The organism is Marinobacter gudaonensis, assembly GCF_900115175.1.
Taxonomy (GTDB): domain Bacteria; phylum Pseudomonadota; class Gammaproteobacteria; order Pseudomonadales; family Oleiphilaceae; genus Marinobacter; species Marinobacter gudaonensis.
In genome coordinates this window covers 2698639-2720673 of sequence record NZ_FOYV01000001.1, presented here as the reverse complement: position 1 = coordinate 2720673, position 22035 = coordinate 2698639, and the positions used below count along the sequence as shown (strand labels likewise).

Here is a 22035-nt window from a genome sequence, read left to right as displayed (position 1 = left end):
TGGCATCATAGCCTATCGCAGCAGCGCCTTTACAACCTGCCCTCGTCCACCGCATGGCAGGCAACCTGGGTACCGGCATCGGTGGTTATCAGTTGCGGAACCTCCTGCCGGCAGCGCTCGTTAGCGTAGGGGCAACGCCCATGAAAGACGCAGCCGGATGGCAGGTTCACCGGTGTGGGCACTTCCCCTTTCAGGCGGATGTGGTTGGGCCGGTCATCCTCCAGCTTCGGAATCGCGGACAGCAGCGCCTGGGTGTAGGGATGCCGGGGCGCGGAAAACAGCGTTTTCGTGTCCGCCAGCTCGCACACCCGCCCCAGGTACATCACCGCCACCCGTGTGCCAAAATGCTCCACCACCGCCAGATCGTGGGTAATGAACAGATACGTGAGCCCACGGCTTTCCTGGGCGTCCATCAGCAGGTTCAGCACCTGGGCCTGAATCGACACGTCCAGAGCCGAGATCGGCTCGTCAGCCACGATGAATTCGGGATCCACTGCCAGGGCGCGAGCAATGGCGATGCGCTGGCGCTGGCCACCGGAAAACTCGTGGCCAAAGCGACTGCCCCAATCCGGATCAATGCCCACCGAGTGCATCACCTCGTGGATCTTGTCGCGCACCTGGGCCGGCGACCAGTCCGGGTGGTGGAATCGGATCGGCTCCTCCAGGGTCTGCTGGATGGTCATGCGCGGGTTCAGGGAGGCGTATGGATTCTGGAAGATCATCTGCATCTTGCGCCGGTAGGGCAATGAATCCTTCCGCTCCAGGTTGTCGATGCGCTGGCCATCGTAGTGGATCTCGCCAGCGCTGGGCGACAGCAAGCCCATCACGGTGCGGGCCACGGTGGACTTGCCACAGCCGGATTCGCCCACCACACACAGGGCCTCACCCTTCTGCACATCCAGATCCACGCCGTTGATGGCATGAACCGCCTCCTGTTTGCGTCGGAAGCGACCACCCTCGAAGGTGATTTGCTCCAGCAGGCTGCCGGACAGATCAAAGCGCTTCTCAAGACCGCGAATACTTACCAGGGGGGAGGTCATGATTCGGCCTCCTGCATGCGTTTCTCCTGCTCAATCAGGTTGGCAACTTCGTAACAGGCCACATTTACATTGCCCGAACGGACATACTCCGGCATCGCCTGCTTGCACTGCTCGGTGGCGAAGTTGCAGCGGGGATGGAACGGACAGCCCGAGGGCACGTTCTTCAGGGATGGCATGGATCCGGGAATCTGGAACAGCCGCTGACCGGGCTCACCCATCTGGGGCAGCGCGTTGATCAGTCCCTGAGTGTAAGGGTGCTGGGCGTCGTTGATGATTTCCCGGGTCGGCCCCTGCTCGATGATGCGGCCGGAGTACATAACCAGCATGCGCTGGGTAACCTGGGAGACCACGCCCAGATCGTGGGTGATCAGCATCAGCGCCACATTCTCCTGCTCGCACAGGTTCAGCAGCAGGTCCATGATCTCCGCCTGAATGGTCACATCCAGGGCGGTGGTGGGCTCGTCCGCGATGATGATTTCCGGGTCCAGCAACAGCGCGATGGCAATAATCACCCGCTGGCGCATACCCCCGGACAATTCATGGGGGTACTGATCCAGCCGCTTCTCCGGCGAAGGAATCTGCACCTTCTGCAGCCGGTCCAGGGCAATGGCCCGGGCCTCTTTCTTGCTAATCTTCCGATGGGCAAGAATGGCTTCCACCATCTGGGTGCCGATGGTGAGCACCGGGTTCAGGGTCATCATCGGGTCCTGGAAGATCATGGCAATGCGGTTGCCGCGGATTTTACGTAGCTCCCGCTCGCTCATGGCAGCCAGGTCCCGGCCTTCGAACAGGATCTGGCCGCCGGCGATGTAGCCCGGTTTGGCGATCAGGTTCAGGATCGAGAACGCCGCCACCGATTTACCGGCACCGGACTCGCCTACCAGGCCCAGACGTTCGCCCTTGTCCAGAGAGAAACTGATGCCGCGAAGCGCGGTCAGGTCGCCACCACGCACCGCAAAACGCACATCCAGATCTTTTACTTCCAACAGTGCCATGGTGTTACCCCTTGTACAGCCGTGGGTTCATCACATCCCGCAACCAGTCACCCAACAAATTGATAACCAGCACGAGCACCACCAGCACCAGGCCGGGGATCAGGGTGATCCACCAGGAGCCGCTCTGGATGTAGTCAAAACCGGACTTGATCAGCGACCCAAGCGACGGCTGGGTTTCCGGCATGCCGAGGCCCAGGAACGACAGGGCCGCCTCGGAGATAATCGCATTGGCAATCTGGACGGTGGCAATCACAAAGATCGGCGACAATGTGTTGGGCAGGATGTGCCGGAACATGATCCTCCGGGTACCAAAGCCCATCACCTTGGCGGCATCCACATATTCTTTCTTTTTTTCCGCCAGCACCGAAGCCCGAACGGTTCGGGCAATCTGCGGCCATTCAGCAACGCCGATGATGAAGATCAGCATGTAGATGGCAATCTCGCCAAACATCAGGTTACCGAAGCTGGCCTTGAACACGGCGCCCACGATAATGGCCACCATCAGCGTGGAGAACGACAGCTGAACGTCCGCAATGCGCATCAGTACCGCGTCCACCTTACCACCCAGGTAACCGGCCATCAGGCCGAACAGAATGCCCAGAAACGCCTGCAGGACCACCGCACCAAAGCCGATCATCAGGGACACCCGGGTGCCGTAGAGGATGGTCGAGAGCAGGTCCCGGCCCTGGGCGTCGGTGCCCAGAGGAAAGGCAGGATCCGCTCCGCTCATACCCACCGGGGGCAGCTCAGAGTTCATGATGTTGATCTGTGCCAGATCGTAGGGGTCGGTGGGAGCCAGCAGCGGCGCAAAAATGGCGGCCAGCACCATCAGCAGCAACACGGCAAAGCTGGCAACGGCCACCTTGTCGCGCTTGAAGCTGTACCAGAAAAAGGACTCGCGGAAGCGGCCCCAGCGGGAAACCGTTGCCGTTGTCATGCTTTCTTTCCTGTCAGTTTGACGGTGGGGTTCACCAGACCGTAGATCAGATCCACCAGGGTGTTGGTGATCACGAAAATCAGGCCCACCACCATCAGATAAGCCACGATCAGCGGAATGTCACTGCGGGTGATGGCCTCCAGGAACATCAATCCCACGCCCGGCCACTGGAACACGGTCTCCGTGAGGATGGTGTAAGCCACCATGATGCCGATCTGCACGCCACCCACGGTGATCACCGGCAGCATGGTGTTTTTGAGCGCGTGCAGGAAGTTGATGCGACCGGCACTGAGCCCCTTGGCCCGGGCGTAGCGGATGTAATCGCTCTGCAGCACTTCCATCATCTCGGCCCGGATCAGGCGGATGAACAGTGGCAGCATGATTGAGGCCAGGGAGACCGACGGCAGAACCAGGTGCATCAGCCCGCCGCTTGAGAAAAACCCGGATTCCCAGGTGCCGAACAGATGGGTGAGCTCATCACCCCGCCCGTAGGACGGCAGCCCGCCCTCGGTGGAAAAGAAGTCGTTCAGCCATTGCCCCCAGCCGGTATCCGACGGAAACCAGTTCACCGTCACACCGATGGAGAACAGCTGGATCAACACAATGGCCGTCAGGAACACCGGGATGGATATCCCCACGGTGCTGACACCCATGAAGAATTTGGAGAGCCATGCCTGGGGCCGGATTGCGGCGTAGACACCGATAGGCACGGACAGAAACACGATAATGAGGCTGGCACCAATCACCAGCTCCAGGGTCGCCGGCAGATGTTCGGCGATCACCTCCAGGGTCGGCTTGCTGTAGAAATAGGAGTTGCCCAGGTCGCCCTGCAGCGCATTGCCCGCAAATCGCAGGTATTGCACCAGCATCGGGTCGTTCAGACCGAGCTCCTCACGAATGGCTTCCCGCTCCTCCTCGGAGACGGACATACCCACCATTTCCTGAAGCGGGTCCCCGAGGCCGTCCTGAATGGCAAAGGCGATCACGCTGATCACAAACATGACCAGAACCGCCTGGGAAATCCGCTGAACCAAAAACGCTAGCATGGAAAGTGTCCGGATAAGGCTTGCAAACAAACGGCCGGCGCCGGATCACTCCAGCGCCGGCCGGCCATCAAAGGCAATTACTCGATGACCAGGTCACCCAGGTAAGGGAAGTTCATGACGTTGAGCACCGGCTCAATGTTCACGTTCTTCTTGGACGCCCAGGCCAGGTCCTGCCAGTGCAGCGGAATGAAAGCCGCATCTTCGTACAGGCGCTGTTCCACTTCCTTGAGCATGGCCGCGCGCTTATCCAGATCGGTCTCGACGTTGGCCTTGTTCACCAGCGCGTCGATCTCCGGGTTGCAGTAGTTACCGGCGTTGTACTGGCCGGCTCCGGTTTCGGCATTCGGGCAGAAGGTCAGGAACTCGAAGAAGTTGGCGGAGTCCTCGGTGTCGGCGTGCCAGCCGATCATCATCATGTCCGCAGCGCGGTTGTCATACTCCGGCCAGTACTGGGCCTTCGGCAGGGTCTTCAGGTCCACCTTGATGTTGATGCGCGCCAGCATGGCCGCTACCGCCTGGGCGATCTTGTCGTCGTTCACGTAGCGGTTGTTCGGCGCCATCATGGTGATGGTGAAGCCATCCTCGTAGCCGGCTTCTTTCATCAGCTGCTGAGCCTTGGCCACATCAAAGCGTGGTGTCAGGGACGGGTTGTGGCCCTGGTAGCCTTCCGGCGACATCTGTGCAGCCGGAGTAGCAAAGCCTTTCATGATCTTGGCCGCAATACCTTCCTGATTGACGGCGTAGGCAATCGCCTGGCGAACCTTCGGGTTCTTGAAGGCTTCCACACGCTCCTGGTTCATATGGAACAGAATGATGCGGGTACCGCTCATGGTGACCAGGTTGACGTTCTTGTCCTTGCGAATCCGCTCCAGATCGTTGGGCGGCACCGGGGCGATAAAGTCCACACCGCCAGACAGCAGCGCCGATACCCGGGTGGCGTTTTCCTTGATCGGTGTCAGCGTGATCTTGCCTACGTTACCCGGGGATTCGGTATCCCAGTAACCATCAAACCGCTCGAACTCCACGCGCACGCCCTGCTGACGATCGGTGATGACGTAGGGGCCGGTACCGGAAAGGTTCTCAGAGGCGTAGGAATTGCCGTGCTTGACGATGGCACTCTTGTCCTTGCCGCCCTCGGTTTTACCGGTATAGAACTCGCTGTCCATGGGGAAGATGTAAGTGGCGGTGTTCAGCAACAGCGGGTAAGGCTCTTTGGTGACCAGCTCGAAGGTGTAGTCGTCGATCACCTTGAGCTCGCTGAACGGCTGGAAAATCGCCTTGTAATCGGGGCTCTGCTTGAGACGCTCAAAAGTGAACTTCACGTCCTTGGCGGTCAGCTCATTGCCGGAATGGAATTTCACCCCTTCTCTGAGCTTGAAACGCATGGTGTTCTCATCGATGCGTTCCCAGCTCTTGGCCAGGCGCGGCTCGAACTGCAGATCCGAAGTCCAGCGAATCAGCGGGTCGAAGGTCATGTGGCTGAGCTGCAGCATGCCGCCAGACAGCTGCTCATGAATATCGAGGGTCACGGGGTCGGCGTCGTACGCCATCTTCAGTTCCTTGGTTGCCTCGGCAGACAGGGCTACCGGCGCCGTTGCCAGGGCCATGGAACCGACAAATGCTGCTATCAGTTTTTTCATCGCGTTTTCCGTCGCTGTTTTAAGAATTTTCACGGAACATCGGCGCAGAACGGCGCCGAATGCCTGGCCAACACGCTAGTCTCGGAAACCACGTAGGGCAATCGAAATTACGACAAGGGGCTATACGCCAGGTGAATGACCCGATTTAGCGCAGGGTTATAACCTGAAAACGAGAGGCAGAATCAAAGCGGTGAACACCCCGGTGAGCCCCATACCCAGTGACGCAAATGCGCCAGCGGCAGGGCTGATTTCAAACGCGCGCGCAGTTCCTATGGCATGGCCATTGAGGCCCAGGGCGAAGCCCAGAATCCGTTCGTCGTTCACCGGCAACAGTCGGGCGAACAGGTCAACGAAGAGGGTTGCCACCACGCCGGTGATCAACAGGCCACCCATCATCAGGGGCACCGAACCACCCAGCTGTTCGGTAATGCCAATGGCAATGGGTGCCGTTACCGACTTGGGCGCCAGCGACGCCAGCACCTCCGGCGTGGCGCCCAGGGCCCAGCCGATGACCAGGGCGTAGACGGCGGCCATGGTAGCGGCGAACGGCAGAGTGACCAGAATCGGGCGCCACATGGCACGGATATGGTGCATTTGCTGGTACAGCGGAATGCCCAGGGCCACGGTGGCAGGCCCCAGCAACACGGTGAGCCACTGGGCGCCCTGCCGGTATTCCTCGTAGTCAATCGCCAGGACCGCAATCACACCCGCCAGCAGACAGGCGGCGAGCACCACAGGCGGCAGCCACACGGGCCTGCCAAAGCGGCTGAACAGCCAATTCCCGGCAAAGAACGCACCAAGCGTCAGGCCGATGGCCAGAATCGGGGTTGCCGCCAGCACATCCAGCAGCGCCTGGGCGCGCGCAAGAAGTTCACTCACGTTCTGACACTCCCCGAGCCGTTACCCACTTCATCAGCAACAGGGTGGTCAGCACGCTGAGCAGGGTCCCCAGCAACAGCGCCGCGGCCACCGCCAGCCACTGCCCGGAGAACTGACTGGCGGTAAAAAACACCCCGACCACGCCCGGCATGATCAGCAGCACCAGCACCGAAATCAGCCCCTGGCTGGCCGTTGCCAGCGCATCGCTCACGCTGCCCTTCACCATCAAAGTAAAGGTAATCAGCACCATCCCGAGCACGCCACCACTGACCGGGAGCGCCAACAGTAGGCGCACGGATTCGCCGAGTATGAAAAACAGCACCAGAACCAGAAAACCACGCAACAGCGGCATGCACTTACATCCAACGGAGAGAATTGCATTACACTAGCCAAACTCCCACCACGATACCATCGCAGGAAGCCCATGGCGCTCAAAGCAACCGTTCTGAAAGCGACCCTCAACATCGCCGACATGGACCGCCACTACTACGCCGACCACCATCTGACCCTGGCCCAGCACCCGTCGGAGACCGACCAGCGAATGATGCTGCGACTGCTGGCCTTCGCCCTGAACGCCAGCGACTCCCTGGAATTCACCCGTGGCCTGAGTACCGATGACGAACCGGAACTCTGGCAGAAGGACCTGACCGGCGAGATTGAGCTCTGGATCGAGCTGGGGTTACCCGAGGAAGACCGGGTGCGGAAAGCCTGCAACAAGGCAGCGCAGGTGATCCTCTACACCTACGGCGACCGCGCCTTTACGGTGTGGTGGGACAAACATCATGGCAAGCTGGAGCGCTTCGACAACCTCCGCATTGTTCACCTCCCTGGGGAAGGCACCGAAGCGCTTACCGCCCTGGCCGGGCGCTCCATGGCCTTTCAGGTGACCATCCAGGACGGCGAAGTGACCTTCAGCAACGACACCAGCCTGGCCTCAATCACACCCGAACCACAACTGCATGAAACCTGAGCCGGCGACTTGCCCGCGGGGGCTGGACAGCGGCGAGCTTCGCACGTAAGATTGCGCACTCGAAATCGGCGAGCCCTCGCCGTGCTCGAAGCGCCCGTAGCTCAGCTGGATAGAGCGTTGCCCTCCGGAGGCAAAGGTCATAGGTTCGAATCCTATCGGGCGCGCCATTATTTGAAAGGCCTGCGTGAGAGCGCGGGCCTTTTTTGATTGGCAGGATCCAGATTTTATCAATGGTGCATCTGACCTGCTTGCCCGTCCCAATTTTTCGCTCCTCAATAAGCCCTGTTTTCTCACCACCCGCGCCCCCTCATTTTCCACCAGTCTCGTGAACGCGCGCCCGGCCTGATATTTAGTCAACTAACCAGATTCTTCTGCGATAATATCGTCGCCATATATATCCATAAATTATAAATAAATATTTCATATATATTATGGTGATCCCTTTGAACAAACTCCCGTCTAGCGTTTTTTTTCCTGTTAGCAAACTGGCGCAAGCCATCGCGGTCGCCATGGTGGCCATGGGTGCACAAGCGACTCCCGTCGGGGATGGCGAAACCGTCACAGCCGATGATAGTAGCGGACTTCAGTACTCAACGGCGGGTGATATCACCGTAACAATAGACAGCAGTTTAGAGGGTGATGGTTTGACTTTGGGGGATGGAAGCATTTCGACCCCCTCAGTTACTAAAGACTTCTTTGATCCGATAGGAAGCTTCACCCTCAACATTGATACTTCGGGTCCCGCCAATGGGGTTATTTTTGCTGACGACATTCTTTTCGATTCAGCGGACCCGAACGACAACCTGATCATCAATGCCATAGATGACGGCGTTACTTTTCAGGGAAATGTGCTCGGTTCCTTTGGCGGTATCTCTCCTATCGACATAAATCTGGGCAACGGAGCCGGCTCAACCGTCAACATGACGGTGGATACCGCCAACAACGAAAACCTGCTGATTGATGCCGTTATTGATGCCACAGCACTCAGCGACAATACTTCGTTATCAGTTACCAATACCGATGGCGGGTTGAATGGCGTTATTTTCGGTCAGGCGATCGGTAGCTCCGCTGCCCTGGACTCCATCAGCCTTGGCAATGCCACCAATGTTACTTTCAATGACACGGTCAATGTTGGCTCCGGCAGCATCACTTTTAATGGTTCGGCTGCTGCGGGTTTTGCCAATGATGTGACGGGCAACCTCAACTTTGCGACAGGCAATACGGCCCAGGCCTTCTTCGGTCCCGATGCCGGCTTGACCGGTACTATTTCTGCGGCTGCGGACGGTGAAGGCACCGTCTTTTTTGACCCGGCCTTCTCCAACACTACGCTGGTCAGCGGCACCGTGGGCTCCTCAACACAGGAATTGTCGGCCGTTAATGTCGCGACCAGCCTTACCGGCGGAGTTGTATCCACCTTCGGCGGTCGCGTCGATGCCCAAACCATCAACATTGTTGGCGGGCCGGGCACCGTTACATTCTCAGATGTTCTCGACGCGACCACCATCAATGTGGATGGAACAGGCATTGCCAATTTTAGTGGTGCAACAACGGGCAACGTCATCTTCGCGGATGGCAACTCCTCTACCGTTAACCTGGGTTCTGATCGATTGTTGACCGGGTCTGTAACCGCCGCCACGGCCGGTGAAGGCACGCTGAATTTCGCCGCACCCACCGGTGATTTTACCCTGATTACCGGCGACATCGGCGCGACCAACGGACTTTCGACGGTGAATGTGGCAACCACCAACGGTTTCACCAGTACGTTTGGCGGTACCGTTGCGGCCAACACTATCAATCTCAGCGGCACCGGTACGACAGAGTTCTCAGGTAATGCGACCGGTACTCTCAACTTTACCGATTCGGCCACCGCCAATATCAACGCGGACCAAAGAATCATCGGTTCGGTAACCACCTCCGCCAACGGCCAGGGGACCCTCGACTTCGATCAAACCACGATCGATACCGAACTGGTCAGCGGCGATATTGGCGCTGATGCATTGCGGCTCAACGCCCTCAATGTTGACGTAGGCAGTGCCGCAACGGCGTCTTTCGGCGGCAACGTGTTCGCCAATGCCATCAATATCAATGGTAATACCGGTGGTACAGCGTCGTTCGGCGGCGATGTCATTACCACAACCATGGCATTGACCAACGCCCCAACCGTCGCGTTCTCGGGCTCGACCTTCAGCGGCGCTCTTGAAACCGATCTTGACAATACCGGTGACCTGACTTTTTCGGGCACGAATTCGGTGAATGGCACGCTGGGCGTCATAGGTGGAAATGAGTTGCAATCGATCACGATCAGTTCCGGCGAAACCACGTTTGGCAACGATCTGGCGGCCTATGGCTTCACAGTGAGCTCTGGGACCCGGTTCAGAACGTCCGGAGCGCTGACCGCAAAGGCACAGAACAGCTTTACCAACAACGGTCTTCTCAGTCTCGCCGATACCCTGACCCTGACCGGCGGAGGCACTGCGGAACTGGGCGGTAACACGCTTAGTGGTATCGACCTGCGAAGCAGCTCCTACACGGACAATACCGTCATTAATGCCGCAGCCATGGGTCAGGTGGATGCCACCAACCCCATAACGATCCTACCGAACCCGGGGTTTACCAGCGGCAGCCTCACCCTGATTGACACCAATGCTGGTACGGGTTCAGCCGACGATATTGCCAAATATAACGTGGCCGACACCATGTCAGTGGATTACGGCGTGCAGGTAGATGCAAATTCGGACGTGATACTGACCGCCGCCGCCAGATCGGGTGGGTCTGACAATACGGATTTGGTTAAGGAGCTTGAAAAGGTTTTTAATAAAACCAGCTCCAGTACCGAGGACATCGTCTCCAGCGTTAAAAAACTCATCAAGTACAAGCTGTATTCCTACTCTTTCACTACCACCTACAGAACCAGCTCTTCCGACGCAATCAGCCTGGAAGGCCCCTCTGCGACCAAGTATCTGGAGGGAACCACGTCAGCGAAGCTCTATACAACAACAGAGTCAGAAACCATTCACGACGAACGAATCATTACAGAAGACACTGAGCTCTATGACACGATGAGTGGCAAGGAGTCGCAAGCTACACGTGAAGAGATTGAAAAGCTAAGACAGGAATCAGCACAGCGCGTGCAAGAAAAAAACGCAGACGTCATGAAGGCCAGGGAAGCGCGGAAGCAAAACACCGCAGACGACAGGGAATTGATGCAAGACACCATGAACGACGTTTACGAGGGAGCAACTAAAAAGAACCAGGAAAGCAAAGAAGGTACAGATCAAACCAAGCCAGAGCCAACAGAGGGCGACCAGGGTACAGGCACGAACGGTGGCAGTTCGCTGTTCGCAGCTTCGACTCCCTCTTTCTGGGGCAAAGTGTCTCTTGGTGACACCAACAAAGACGGCAATAACGGCAGTGGTTACGATGCCACCATCGACAACATTACGATTGGATATACCAATCAAATTGATCAGAGAAGAGGCCTGCAGTCCCTCGGTGTTTCTTTCTCCTACACCAACACAGACATGGATTTTAATACTGTTAGCGGGGATAACGGTGAAACAGATCTGTTTCTCGCAGCCCTTTCCGGCTCACACAACATTGGCGATAGAATCTACCAGCTGGTTGACTGGAGCATAGGCGCCGGACGTTCGGAAACGAGCAGCCAACGCCTGTCCAGCAACGGTCGGCTGGCCATGGCAGACTACAGCTCAGACGTGCTTTTTTCCGACATTTCCTATTCGGTGCCACTGGGTTTTTATGGATGGCTGTTGCTGCCAAAATCCTCCTTGTCCTGGGTGCGGGTTGATAACGGCGGCTATACCGAAACCGGCGCTGGCAGCGATAATCTATCCATAGGCGGCAGCCGGATTGATACCTTCACGGCGTCTCAAAGTGCCGTATTTACCCGAGAATTCAGACTGAAAAAAGGCGCTCTTTCTCCCATATTTATCCTCGGTGCCAATTATGACTTGAGCACGGACAACCCGAACATCAGTGGTGGCCTGGCGAATAACACAGCAAGAATTTCCGGCAAAGGCGGAACCCCGGAACGTTTCAGTGTGGATTACGGCGCTGGTCTTGGCTACACCTCCGAGAGCGGAAGCCACTCCGTCAAATTTGATTACTCAGGTCAGTACAAAAAAGGTTACGACAATGACACCGTCGCGCTCACCTATAACTACAGATTTTAAAGCGCATTGAGTGGCACCTGACACAATGTGTTCTGTTCTTATAAGACTTATACTCTTTATCGTGATCTCCAGCCTGCTGTCTTCTTGCAGCAGGCTGACCTACATACCCGTTCGCGAACCGCTGCCCTCCTTTTCACCTCCCGATAGCGAGGCATTCCAGCCCGGCGATATTGTCCTGACCTACCCGATCGAGCCCATCTCATGGCTCATGTCGTTCATGGGCAGTTCCAATCCCGATCAGTTGGAGAATCCCTATAACCATGGCGAAGTGGTTTTCGTTGACCCCGATGGCAGGAAAATGCTGGGGGGCTTCAGTGGCAGAGTCATGGCCAAACCGTTGGAAGAGCGAATACCGCTGTTTCACAGGGTCGTCGTGCTTCGACACAAAGGCCCCGACACTGACAGTAGAAAAATCGGCAGATTAATGGCGCGGATCTCCCATGATCCACAGTATCAGAACGCGACTTTTGATTACTCATTTCGTGATGTCCCGGGAAGAAAGAGTAAATTTTATTGCCTGGGCCTGATCAATGAAGTGCACCGAGAAGCCAATGCGCCTGTACCCTTCCCGCACAAGCCTATCAAGCGCAATGCTTTGCTCGCCCACGTTGAAGAGCTTCTTGATCAAAATATTGTGGATGGTCCAGTTATCGAGGACATATTCAACAATCCAGACTATGAAGTGGTCCTGGAATGGACAAACAATCAGGACAAGTACCTCGACACGTGGTATCTCGAGCACATTACTCGCTACACGCTCGATATTTATGAGCAGGGCTGGCGACTACGGGAATCGGAAGCGCCTACAGTGAACCTTTTTCTGTGGTTGATTGATGACGGAGACGAGTCACTGGATTCGGTTAAGAGAATCATGTGGACGTTCAAAAACTTTCACACGGAAGCCGGGATCGATTGGGAAAAATTGTCAACCGCCGGCAAGCTCGACGGCTTGTCCGAGCGGCAGAAGATGGAGCTATTGGAAACGGTCGGCAACAAATATCGCGATGAATTCTTCGTGAAAGACAGCGCAAAGACGCTCGCCAGAAATGACGAAAGCTAAAAGCGAAGGCCAGGCCTGTTCTTTATTCACGATGCCAAATCTGGTTCTGTTGGGCGTCTTGTTGCTTACTGGATGCTCCACCATCCCAACTCCCGGCGAAAGAATTGCCCGTGCAGAGGGCCTGGTATCGGATCATGGTTGGCAGTCAATCATCCTGGATACAGAGCCGTTTAAAGTCCGGTCTTTTGTCGAGCTCAATCCTGAAAGGCAGAAGCCGCTAACCATTTATATTGAAGGGGATGGACTCGCCTGGAAAACCCGAACTGAAGTCTCTGATGATCCGACCCCCACGGACTTGATGTGGTTAAGAGTGGCACTTGGCCACACCTCAGGGAATACAGCTTACCTGGCTCGACCGTGCCAATTCATGAAAGATATCAACACCAACTGTAATCCGAGTGTCTGGACAGAGGCCCGCTTTTCTTCTGAGGTTGTTCGCTCCATGAATCGGGCGATCACTGAATTAAAGCGCATCTACCATGCCACCGATATCAAGCTGGTCGGGTTTTCTGGTGGCGGTGCCATCGCAGCTCTGGTTGCGGCAAATCGCGACGATGTGGTGAGATTAATCACAGTTGCGGGAACCCTCGACCACAGGGTTTGGACGGATTATCACAACGTCACTCCTTTGCATGCCTCACTCAATCCCGCAGATTACTGGCGATCCCTGCAGAGAGTCCCGCAGTTTCACTTTATTGGTGGCAGGGACGTTACGGTTCCAAAGGAAGTGGCAGAGTCCTACATATCAAGGTTCCCGGTGTATGCAAGGCCCGAGCTGGAAGTTGTCGAGGGGTTCGGGCACACCTGTTGTTGGGAGAAGGAACGCCAGAAACTGTACTCAGTCGTGGTTGATTAAAGCAACAGCGGCTCGGTGGAGTCTACTGCCCCACGAAGACCTCAGCCCGCCCCCGCGCAAAAGCATCAATATCCACCGGCCGGCCGAAATAAAACCCCTGAAACCGATCGCAGCCCAGTTCGCTCAGCAGCCGGTGCTGCTCGGCCGTTTCCACGCCCTCGGCCACCACCTTCATGCCCAGTTTGTGAGACAGCGTGATAATGGTTTCTATAATCACCCATTCGCCCCCGGAAACGTCGTGCTCGGCCTTCTGTACGAAGGCCTTGTCGATCTTGACTTCATCGAACGGCAGGCTGGACAGATAAGCCATGGAAGAATAGCCGGTGCCAAAATCGTCCATGGCGATCCGGATGCCGGTTTCCCTGAGCGCGGTCATTTTCACCAGGGCATCATCCAGATCGTCCAGAACCATGGATTCGGTCACCTCAAGGCATAGGCGGGCGGGATTGATGCCATGCCGTCCGATCGTTTCCATGACCATCACAACAAAGTCGGGTTCGTGGAACTGTTTCGAGCTGACGTTCACCGAGAGGATCAGGGAACCAAGATCGGGATCCCCAGACCAACGGGCAAGTTGGGCACAGGCCGCGTCCATCACCCACTGTCCCAGGGGCAGAATCAGGCCGTTTGCTTCGGCAATCGGGATAAATTCGGACGGCGGTATGTATCCGAGCTCCGGATGATGCCAACGCAGCAGCACTTCCACCCCCTCACACTGCCCTGCCAGCCCCACCTGTGTCTGATAAACAAGTGTCAGCTCCTGACGTTCAATGGCGCGCCGGAGCTCAATTTCCAGGCGAAAACGGGATTCCAGTATCGACTGCACGCCCGGGTCGTGGAACCGCACCCTGCTCCGGCCTACCGACTTTGCCTCGTACATGGCGGCGTCGGCCCTTTTGAGCAACTCTTCACGGGACAGATCGTCGCCCTCGAACAGGACGATGCCCATGCTCGCCTCACACCGGTAATCGTAGCCGCCGAGATTGACCGGCTCGCCGAGGATTCTGAGCAGGGTTTCCGAAAGCTTTTCCGCATTCCGGGCCGCACTTTCTTCGGTGGCACCCAACTCGTTGGCAATGATCACGAACTCATCACCGCCGAGTCGGGCGACCGTGTCGCATTCCCGGAGGTTCTCGGTCAACAGCCGCGCGAGACTGATCAACAGTCGATCGCCAAAGGAGTGACCGAGACTGTCGTTGAGCGTTTTGAAGTCGTCCAGATCAATGTAGAGCAACGCGCCAAACTGCCCGTGTCTGGCCGAGGCTGCAATGGCACGATCGATGCGATCCTCGAATAATCGGCGATTCGGTAAACCGGTAAGTTCGTCGTAGAAAGCCAGTTGGTGTATTCGCTCTTCTGATCGCTTCTGCTCCGTGATGTCGGTGATAAAACCGCTCCATACGGTACTGCCATCATGTTGTCGATCGGGGATCGAGTTACCCAGAAGCCAACGCTCCTCACCCTGCAGTCGAACCCGGAACTCGTGCCGCCAGACGGTCAGGTTCTCTGCAGACTGGCGAATGGAAGCCCGCAAGCCCTCAATATCATCAGGGTGAACACGCCTGAAAACCACATTCACATCCAGTTGAACATCGGTGGCTCTGACACCCAACACCGATTCAATGGCTTCGCTGGCGTAGGGGAAGTGGGCGTGGCCGTCCGCGTCCATCTGGAACTCGTAAACCATGCCCGGCAATCGGCTAACCAGCTTCCGGAACCGGTCATCCATACGTTGCGCCTCCCTTTCCGAGCGCGCGGCCAACGCCTCCGAGGCCAGAATTCGATGACGCAGAATGACCGTAATGGTGGATACCACGAGGATAAAAACACTGGCGATAACCGCAAACACCGCAATTAACGTTTGGTCAATTATGTCCCCGGACGGGATACCCGAAGCGATGCCATCGGCGGGGATGAAGTCGGTGGCAGCCATCGCCACGTAATGCAGGCTCGAAATGGCCAAGCCCATAAAAATCGCCGTTACGATTTTGAAAGCGACGCCGGACGCCTGGACCGGCAACCGTTTCCTGAGCTTACGGATCATCCTGGGTACACTGAGCGCGAGGCTGGCCATCACAACAGCAGCCAGAACAGAGGCAAAAAATAGCGTTGGCCGGTACACCATCTGGGCTTCAACAAGCATTCCGCCCATGCCGATGTAGTGCATCACACCAATGCCCGCCCCCATCAGGGCACCACCCAGAAGAATGGAACCCAGCTTCGGTTCTGCGCGCTGTAACACACTCAACCCGATGTAACCGGAAAATACGACAGGCACAATGGAAGCCAGCGTCAACAGGGGATCGAAGTAAACGTTCATGGGCAGACGAAACGCAACCATGCCGACAAAGTGCATGGTCCACACCCCCAGCCCCATGGCGAACGCGCCGATCAAGTGCCAAAGACGCCTTGCACTACGCGAACCAGAGGCCCTGATAAGATCCACATGGCTGACACTGGCAAAGGCAGCAAGCACAGCTACCAGAACAGAAACTACTACCAGCGGCGCCGAATACTGACCGACGACGGCGTACTCGAAAGACGTACTGGTATCAGCGAACTGGAACTGCATGGAAAGCCGCGTTATTTCGGTGCATTGGCGCCTACTATAGCTGGAAGTGAGCCTGCCTGCTGCAGGCCATCGGGAAAATTCTCCCGCCATTGCTCGGCCCAATGCCGAACATGGTCGCCGGGCATCGGTTTGGCAATACCGTAACCCTGGCCGTAGAGACACCCAATATCCATCAATCTGGCGCTGTGGTCCGGCGTCTCGACACCTTCCGCGATGACGTCAAGGCCGAACGAGTCGGCAAGTCCAAGTATGCCCTGCACAATGGCAAAATCGTTAGGATCGCGCAGCATGTCGCGTACGAAACTCATGTCAATCTTCAGTTTCTCTACGGGCAGCCGCCGGAGGTAGGAAAGTGAAGAGTATCCTGTGCCGAAGTCATCCAGTGAAAACACCACACCCAGCGCCCGGCATTCGTGGATCAGTTCAGAAACCGTCTCCAAGTCTTCCAGTGCAGACGTCTCGACAATCTCCAGTTCCAGCTCGCCGGCCGGCACCGAGGGGTATCGCTCGAGGATGTCTTTCAGGCGACAGGCAAAGTGTTTCTGTCGCAAGTGGAAGGAGTTGATGTTCACGCTCACTGGAACCTCAAGGCCCTGGTCCCGCCACGCAGCCATCTGTCGCATTGCTGCATCGAGCACCCATTCGCCCACGCTGACACTCAGCGCATGATGTTCAATCAGTGGCAGGAACTCGCCCGGCGCCACCAGCCCGAGTTCAGGATGCTGCCAGCGGATCAGGGCTTCCAGTCCAATCACAGCGCCGGTTCTCATGTTGACCTTGGGCTGGTAGTAGAGCACAAACTCGTTGTTCTGCAGGGCCAAGCTCACCTGGCTTACCGACTCGTGGAACTCCCGAACCGCCTTGTCGTTCTCGGTGTCGAAATACTGGTAGCCGTTACGACCCTGCTGTTTGGCGGCGTACATAGCCTGATCGGCCTGGCGCAGTAGCTGATCAGCATCCAGTTCGTCTTTCTGGGGATAGAACGTCAGGCCTATGCTTGCTGTGATATCTACCCTCCGCCCGGATAAAAGCACGTCCTTCGACACCGCTGAGAGAATCCTCCGGACCACATCATCCGCGGTTTCCTGTTTCTCAAGCTCTGGCAACACAATCACAAACTCATCGCCACCGAAGCGTGAGAAGGTGTCGCTGTCCCGTAACTCCGCGGAGATCCGGTGGGTGACAATCTGGAGCAACTGGTCACCGCTTTCATGGCCCAGGGTGTCGTTCACCTGCTTGAACCCGTCCAGATCAAGAAACAGCACGGCCAGCCGCTTGCGATTGCGTTCGGCCTGACGCATGGCCTGGTCGAGCCGATCGCCGAGGAGCACCCTGTTGGGCAATCCGGTCAGCGCGTCGTACCTCGCCATGCTCTCTAGCTGGCGCTGGTAGGTTTTCAGCTCGGTGATGTCACTGATCAGAAAAATGTATCGGCGAACCGCGCCACGCTCGCCCCTGATTGCGCTGATTTTCAGGACCAGTTCGACGACATCGCCCCGTTTGTTGGTCAGCGCGGTTTCTCCCTGCCACTGGCCAAACTGGTCCAGCGCAACGAGCACCGCCGGGCTCAGAAAGGCCGTGTCCTGATCGGGAAACAGCGACTCAACTTTGCAGCCCGCCGCCTCGTCAATCGGGCAGCCCGTTATCTGGCTGAAGGCGGCGTTCACATCCACGATCACAAAGTCGGAATCGGTCAGGAAAATACCTTCGTCCACGTGTCGAAAAACGCTGGCAGTCTCCTGAAGTTTCCGGTCAGACATGAAGCGCTCGGTGGCAATCGAGATCACCTGGCAGGCACGATTGATAACATCCACCTCCCACGGCGTTTGCGGGCCACCAACCAGCCGCAGGATCCGAAGACTCCCCAGTCGAAGCCCCTGGGAATCGCGAACAGGCACCACCTGCCAGGGTCTGCTCGCCAGCGCTGCAATACTCCCTTTACCCACCAGAAGGTACGAAGCAGGCGGAAAGTAAGTGTTTGCTTCGCAGTCGGGCCCGCCCAGTTCAATCACACAGCGTACCCGGATCATGGATTCAAGGTTGGCCAGGACCGTACGATAGACCTCTTCCAGCGCCCCCCGCCTGGCCAGCTTTTCCAGTGCCTCTCGCCCAAACAGCTCGAGCTCGGACATCCTTCTCTGTTCTGTCACCTCGGTTTCCACCGCAATAAAGCCGGTGATGCCGCCGTTCTCCGCACGCAAGGGCTCACAGTTGATGCGAACCCAGTAGGGCAACCCATCCTTTCCGCGATTGGTTACTTCTTCTTCAAAACTGCGCCTGTCTGCCAGCGCCCGGCGAATTCTTGTTACCGCCTCCTCGTCCGCACCCGCGTTCGCCAGAACGGGGGCGAGTTTGCGGCCCTTCATATCCTCAATGCCGTATCCGGAAATGCGGGTAAACCCCTCGTTAAGCCACTCCACCCGGCCTTCCAGATCGGTTATCACGATGCCGTTGGTTGAACTGTTCAAAGCCGTCGAGAGCCGCCAGATCGGCGCCGTGAGCACCCGACTGAGGATCTGGGAGGCGAGGATACCCAGAAGCAGCAGCACGCCGAGCAGTACCACCAGTTTGAAGGCTGCACCCGCCAGTTGGGCGGCAACAGGGCCCGAGGGTGCCTGAACCACCACCGTGAGTGGCTCACCGTTGTTTACCGACTGAACCATCTGATAGCGACCCTGCCGTAACGCCTGAACGAACGAGAGATTGCCCGGTGGTTCCAGAAAGCGCAGCTCGCCGTCTTTCATGGGCGCAGAGGTTGGCCGAAGCTGGTCTGTCCAGGGCCCACCGTTGCTTGCGACGACCGTTCCGAAGGGATCGAGTATCGCGAAGGCCAGGGAGGAATCGATTCTTGGCCGGGCCACAAAATCTGAAAGAACCTCGTCTGCCGGTCGCTCGGACAGCTCCACATCGGTGGCCAGGTGGTTCAGCAGGCCCGACAGGCGAGCGACCAGAAGGTTCTCCGTGTTTCGCTCATCGTGCTTGCTCGACTGGATGATAGGCACAGTGCCCGCACCGAGGATGAGCGCCACCAGCGAGTGAAACAGGATGTTCTTGATCTGCTGGCGCCCCAGATAAAACCGGGAAAAGCGTCCGAGCCCTATATTGATCAGCAGGACGGCAAGGCTGGCCACCAGCACATTGAAAACGGCGTTGATGAACTGCTTCAGGGTAATCAGCCAGGAAGACTCGAACGGCAGGGCAATGATCTGCGTTAGGTACAGCAGGGTAATGGGCATACCCGCCAGGATCCAGAACAGGATATCCGCGCTGAGCAGCGACTTGCCTCTGCGGCGGCTCAATCCAAAAACAATCGCCGCTTCCAGAGCAAAGACCAGGGCTGCGTAGGGATGCCCCCACATAAACCAGGTGGCCGCTCCACATGCTCCCGCCACCGCCAGTGCCGCGGGCAGGCTCAGGAAAGCAACGGCAATAAAGACAAAGATCGGCCCGAAAATGAGATCAACGCCGAAGGCGAGGCTTACCGAAAAGATATTGCCCAAACCGGCCAGAAGCGCCAGCACAGGGGCAGCGGCAAAGGTGGCAAGCCGGGCAGAAAACAAACGATTCGCACCGTTCATTGTCCATTACCTCGGTGGGCGGGCATCATCGGCGGGAAGGCTGGAGCAATCGGTTTTCCCGGCTTCTCAATTCATTGTAGTTGACTGGTCCGGAATTGACGGATTATGCGCCTCAGCCCGTGGAATCCCCGGATTCCCGGGCCTCTGAACCAAGCCCCCGCAGCCACGCCGCGCGGAACGTCTCGGCGGCCACACCGGCAATCAAGCCAAAAAACGGATCCGCCCAGAAAGTGACCAGAGCCGTTACGCCAATGACCGGCCAGCAGGACGGTTTGGCAACCCTGAGCCTGCGGGAAAAACCTAGTTCCACCGCCGCAACCAGCAGCAGGGCACCAAGCCCGGCCGCCGGAACCGCAGCAATGAACGACAGTCCGCCGGGCACCAGCGCTACCAATAACAGACAAGAACCGAGGACCACCGGTGCCAGACCGGTGCGGGCACCAAAACGGTAATGGGCCGCGACCCCGCCGGCGCCGTGGCACATGGGCAAGGCGCCGAAAGGCGCCAGGCACAGGTTGGCCAGGCCGGTGGTCACGGACAGCCGTGCCGGTGTGGCCCGGTGGCCCTGCTCACCAAAGTAGTCGCCGACCACCAGCGCCGTCAGCACAATGGCATTGGTGACGGTCAGCGCCAGTTGGGGCAGTACGAGCATGGAGAAGCCCTGCTGCCACTCATCTACGGACGGCAGTTGGGGCAGCGGGAGGGGCTGCGAAGACGCCTCAGGCAGCGCCAATCCCGGGGCACCGATCAAAACCCCGATTCCCAGGGCCACGGCGAGCCCTACAAGCGCTGCGGGCCAGGCTGGCAAGAGCCTGAGCATAAGGATCAGGACCGCCAGGGTCACCAGACCCGCCATCGGGGAGGTAACGATCAATCCGACGCTCATCCAGGCCAGCAGCAGCCCGAGCCCCAGTTGCAGCCCGCTGAGGACCGAGCCGGGCACCAGCCGTGCGGCCCGGTTGATCCAGCCGGTCGAACCCAGAACCAGCAGAATCGCACCAATGAGCATGCCGCCTGCAATCAGGCTGCCGGCACTCATCTGGGTGGTAAGAAGAAGCGCCGCCACGGCTTTCATGGGCTGTACCGGCACGGGCAAGCGGTAATACAGCCCTGTGGCAATGTAGAACAGGGCAAAACCCAGCAGTACGGGCACTGGCGCCAGCCCGGCAACGCCAATGGCCCCGAGCGTCAGCGGCAGCAGCGTACCTATATCCCCCAGCGCGCCGCTGATCTCGGTGATCAGATTCTTTTTGGTCAACCCCATCAGAGGGCTCCTGCCTTAACGGTCTTTTTATTGTTGTCGTTCAAGCGTTGTACACAACTTTGCCAAGCTCACTTATATCATACCCCCCTAACGCCTCGGCGCGCTGAACAAATCGTTCGCTGCCTACAAACCCCAGCAGGCGTTGCATGGCCGGCTCAAAGTAATGGCGCCGGCGCATGGCCACATCAAAATGCTCCTGTTGCAGGGGAATGAACGCCAATCCCTGGCGCCGGGCCGCCGCTTCAATACCCACGCCCACATCGGCTTCGCCCTGGCGGATGGCCAAGGCAAGGTCGTCCTCGCTGAGCGATGGATGCACTGCCCAATCCAGTTGCCGGGCATCAATCCGGTGGCGCGCAAGCAGCCCCTGCAGCAAATGGCTCACGCCGGCGTCGGGCTGGCGGTGAGCCAGCCGGATACCGGGGCGGGCAAGGTCTTCAATCCGGGCCAGCCCGAGGGGGTTGTCCGCCGCCAGCAACAGCCCCTGCTGGCGCCTGGCCCAACGAATCAGCACCAGGTCCCGCATACCACTCAGGCCGAGGGTGGCAGGATCGTTGTAGCTCTGGCTGTCCGCGTGCCAGATATGCACGCCCGCCAGCATCGCCCGGCCATCCACCAGCCGCTGGACACCGTCGCCACTGCCCTGGCACAGCAGCGCCAGCTCGGCGCCGCTCTCTTTCACCGCCCACTCCAGCAGCGGATCCTGGCTGCCCGCCAGCACCTGCGGGGTTGGCGAGCTCACGGCGTCGTCGCCCTCCAGGTGGTTCATCAGCCACAGGTCTATACGCTGGCGAGGGAACAACAGCTTACCGGTTACCCGCACGCACGGAATCACGCCCTGGCTGACCAGATCGTACACCTTGCGCTCCTTCAGACGGAGGTACTCGGCGGCTTCGGCCGTGGTGAGGTAGGCGGGAAGGGGCATGGGCTTCTCCTGGGGTCTGCGATAGGCGTATGACTGTTTTTGACTGCATTAATTTCACAACGCTGTGCAAAGCGTAGTGAAAA

The 22035-nt window shown here is 57.9% G+C and carries 15 protein-coding genes and 1 tRNA gene; 5 read left to right on the top strand and 11 right to left on the bottom strand.

Annotated elements, in window-relative coordinates:
* Positions 1–29 precede the first annotated feature (29 nt).
* The 7 genes from BM344_RS12240 to BM344_RS12210 form a co-directional block, all read right to left on the bottom strand.
* Positions 30–1040, bottom strand: coding sequence for an ABC transporter ATP-binding protein (locus BM344_RS12240; RefSeq protein WP_091990215.1), 1011 nt, complete (start codon positions 1038–1040; stop codon positions 30–32).
* Positions 1037–2035 carry an ABC transporter ATP-binding protein gene (locus BM344_RS12235; RefSeq protein ID WP_091990212.1) on the bottom strand — a complete coding sequence of 333 codons (999 nt, stop codon included), beginning with the start codon at positions 2033–2035 and terminating at the stop codon, positions 1037–1039. The genes BM344_RS12240 and BM344_RS12235 overlap by 4 nt, the downstream gene beginning before the upstream one ends.
* 4 nt (positions 2036–2039) lie before the next feature.
* The gene (locus tag BM344_RS12230; RefSeq protein ID WP_091990209.1) at positions 2040–2972 is read right to left on the bottom strand and encodes an ABC transporter permease; all 933 of its coding nucleotides are present in this window, start codon (positions 2970–2972) and stop codon (positions 2040–2042) included.
* Positions 2969–4018, bottom strand: a complete 1050-nt coding sequence (locus BM344_RS12225) for an ABC transporter permease (protein ID WP_091990207.1) — start codon at positions 4016–4018, stop codon at positions 2969–2971. The genes BM344_RS12230 and BM344_RS12225 overlap by 4 nt, the downstream gene beginning before the upstream one ends.
* 77 nt (positions 4019–4095) lie before the next feature.
* Positions 4096–5658 (bottom strand): ABC transporter substrate-binding protein, encoded by a 1563-nt coding sequence (locus BM344_RS12220; protein ID WP_091990204.1) that lies wholly within the window; start codon positions 5656–5658, stop codon positions 4096–4098.
* Between the two features lie 156 nt (positions 5659–5814).
* Entirely contained in the window at positions 5815–6537 is a 723-nt protein-coding gene (locus BM344_RS12215) for an LrgB family protein (RefSeq protein ID WP_091990202.1), read from the bottom strand.
* Positions 6530–6889 carry a CidA/LrgA family protein gene (locus tag BM344_RS12210; RefSeq protein WP_091990199.1) on the bottom strand — a complete coding sequence of 120 codons (360 nt, stop codon included), beginning with the start codon at positions 6887–6889 and terminating at the stop codon, positions 6530–6532. Before BM344_RS12210 ends, BM344_RS12215 begins: the two co-directional genes overlap by 8 nt.
* Before the next feature lie 72 nt (positions 6890–6961).
* Between BM344_RS12210 and BM344_RS12205 the strand changes: the two genes are divergently transcribed.
* The 5 genes from BM344_RS12205 to BM344_RS12185 all read left to right on the top strand — a co-directional run bounded on the left by BM344_RS12205 (position 6962) and on the right by BM344_RS12185 (position 13613).
* Positions 6962–7507 (top strand): YaeQ family protein, encoded by a 546-nt coding sequence (locus BM344_RS12205; RefSeq protein ID WP_091990196.1) that lies wholly within the window; start codon positions 6962–6964, stop codon positions 7505–7507.
* A gap of 90 nt (positions 7508–7597) precedes the next feature.
* Positions 7598–7674 (top strand) — tRNA-Arg (locus BM344_RS12200).
* Between the two features lie 276 nt (positions 7675–7950).
* Complete coding sequence (locus BM344_RS12195) at positions 7951–11697, top strand: autotransporter domain-containing protein (RefSeq protein WP_139229640.1); 3747 nt, start codon at positions 7951–7953, stop codon at positions 11695–11697.
* Positions 11698–11758: 61 nt separating this feature from the next.
* Positions 11759–12757 carry a hypothetical protein gene (locus tag BM344_RS12190; protein WP_139229639.1) on the top strand — a complete coding sequence of 333 codons (999 nt, stop codon included), beginning with the start codon at positions 11759–11761 and terminating at the stop codon, positions 12755–12757.
* Entirely contained in the window at positions 12744–13613 is an 870-nt protein-coding gene (locus BM344_RS12185; RefSeq protein WP_091990179.1) for an alpha/beta hydrolase, read from the top strand. The genes BM344_RS12190 and BM344_RS12185 overlap by 14 nt, the downstream gene beginning before the upstream one ends.
* Positions 13614–13635: 22 nt before the next feature.
* Here the strand turns inward: BM344_RS12185 and BM344_RS12180 are convergent, their stop codons facing one another.
* The 4 genes from BM344_RS12180 to BM344_RS12165 form a co-directional block, all read right to left on the bottom strand.
* Positions 13636–16185: a bifunctional diguanylate cyclase/phosphodiesterase gene (locus BM344_RS12180; RefSeq protein ID WP_091990176.1), complete on the bottom strand. Its 2550-nt coding sequence runs from the start codon at positions 16183–16185 to the stop codon at positions 13636–13638.
* Between the two features lie 11 nt (positions 16186–16196).
* Positions 16197–19763: an EAL domain-containing protein gene (locus tag BM344_RS12175; protein ID WP_091990174.1), complete on the bottom strand. Its 3567-nt coding sequence runs from the start codon at positions 19761–19763 to the stop codon at positions 16197–16199.
* A gap of 112 nt (positions 19764–19875) precedes the next feature.
* The gene (locus BM344_RS12170) at positions 19876–21027 is read right to left on the bottom strand and encodes a putative sulfate/molybdate transporter (protein WP_091990172.1); all 1152 of its coding nucleotides are present in this window, start codon (positions 21025–21027) and stop codon (positions 19876–19878) included.
* Positions 21028–21067: 40 nt separating this feature from the next.
* The gene (locus tag BM344_RS12165; RefSeq protein WP_091990168.1) at positions 21068–21952 is read right to left on the bottom strand and encodes a helix-turn-helix transcriptional regulator; all 885 of its coding nucleotides are present in this window, start codon (positions 21950–21952) and stop codon (positions 21068–21070) included.
* Positions 21953–22035: the final 83 nt, after the last annotated feature.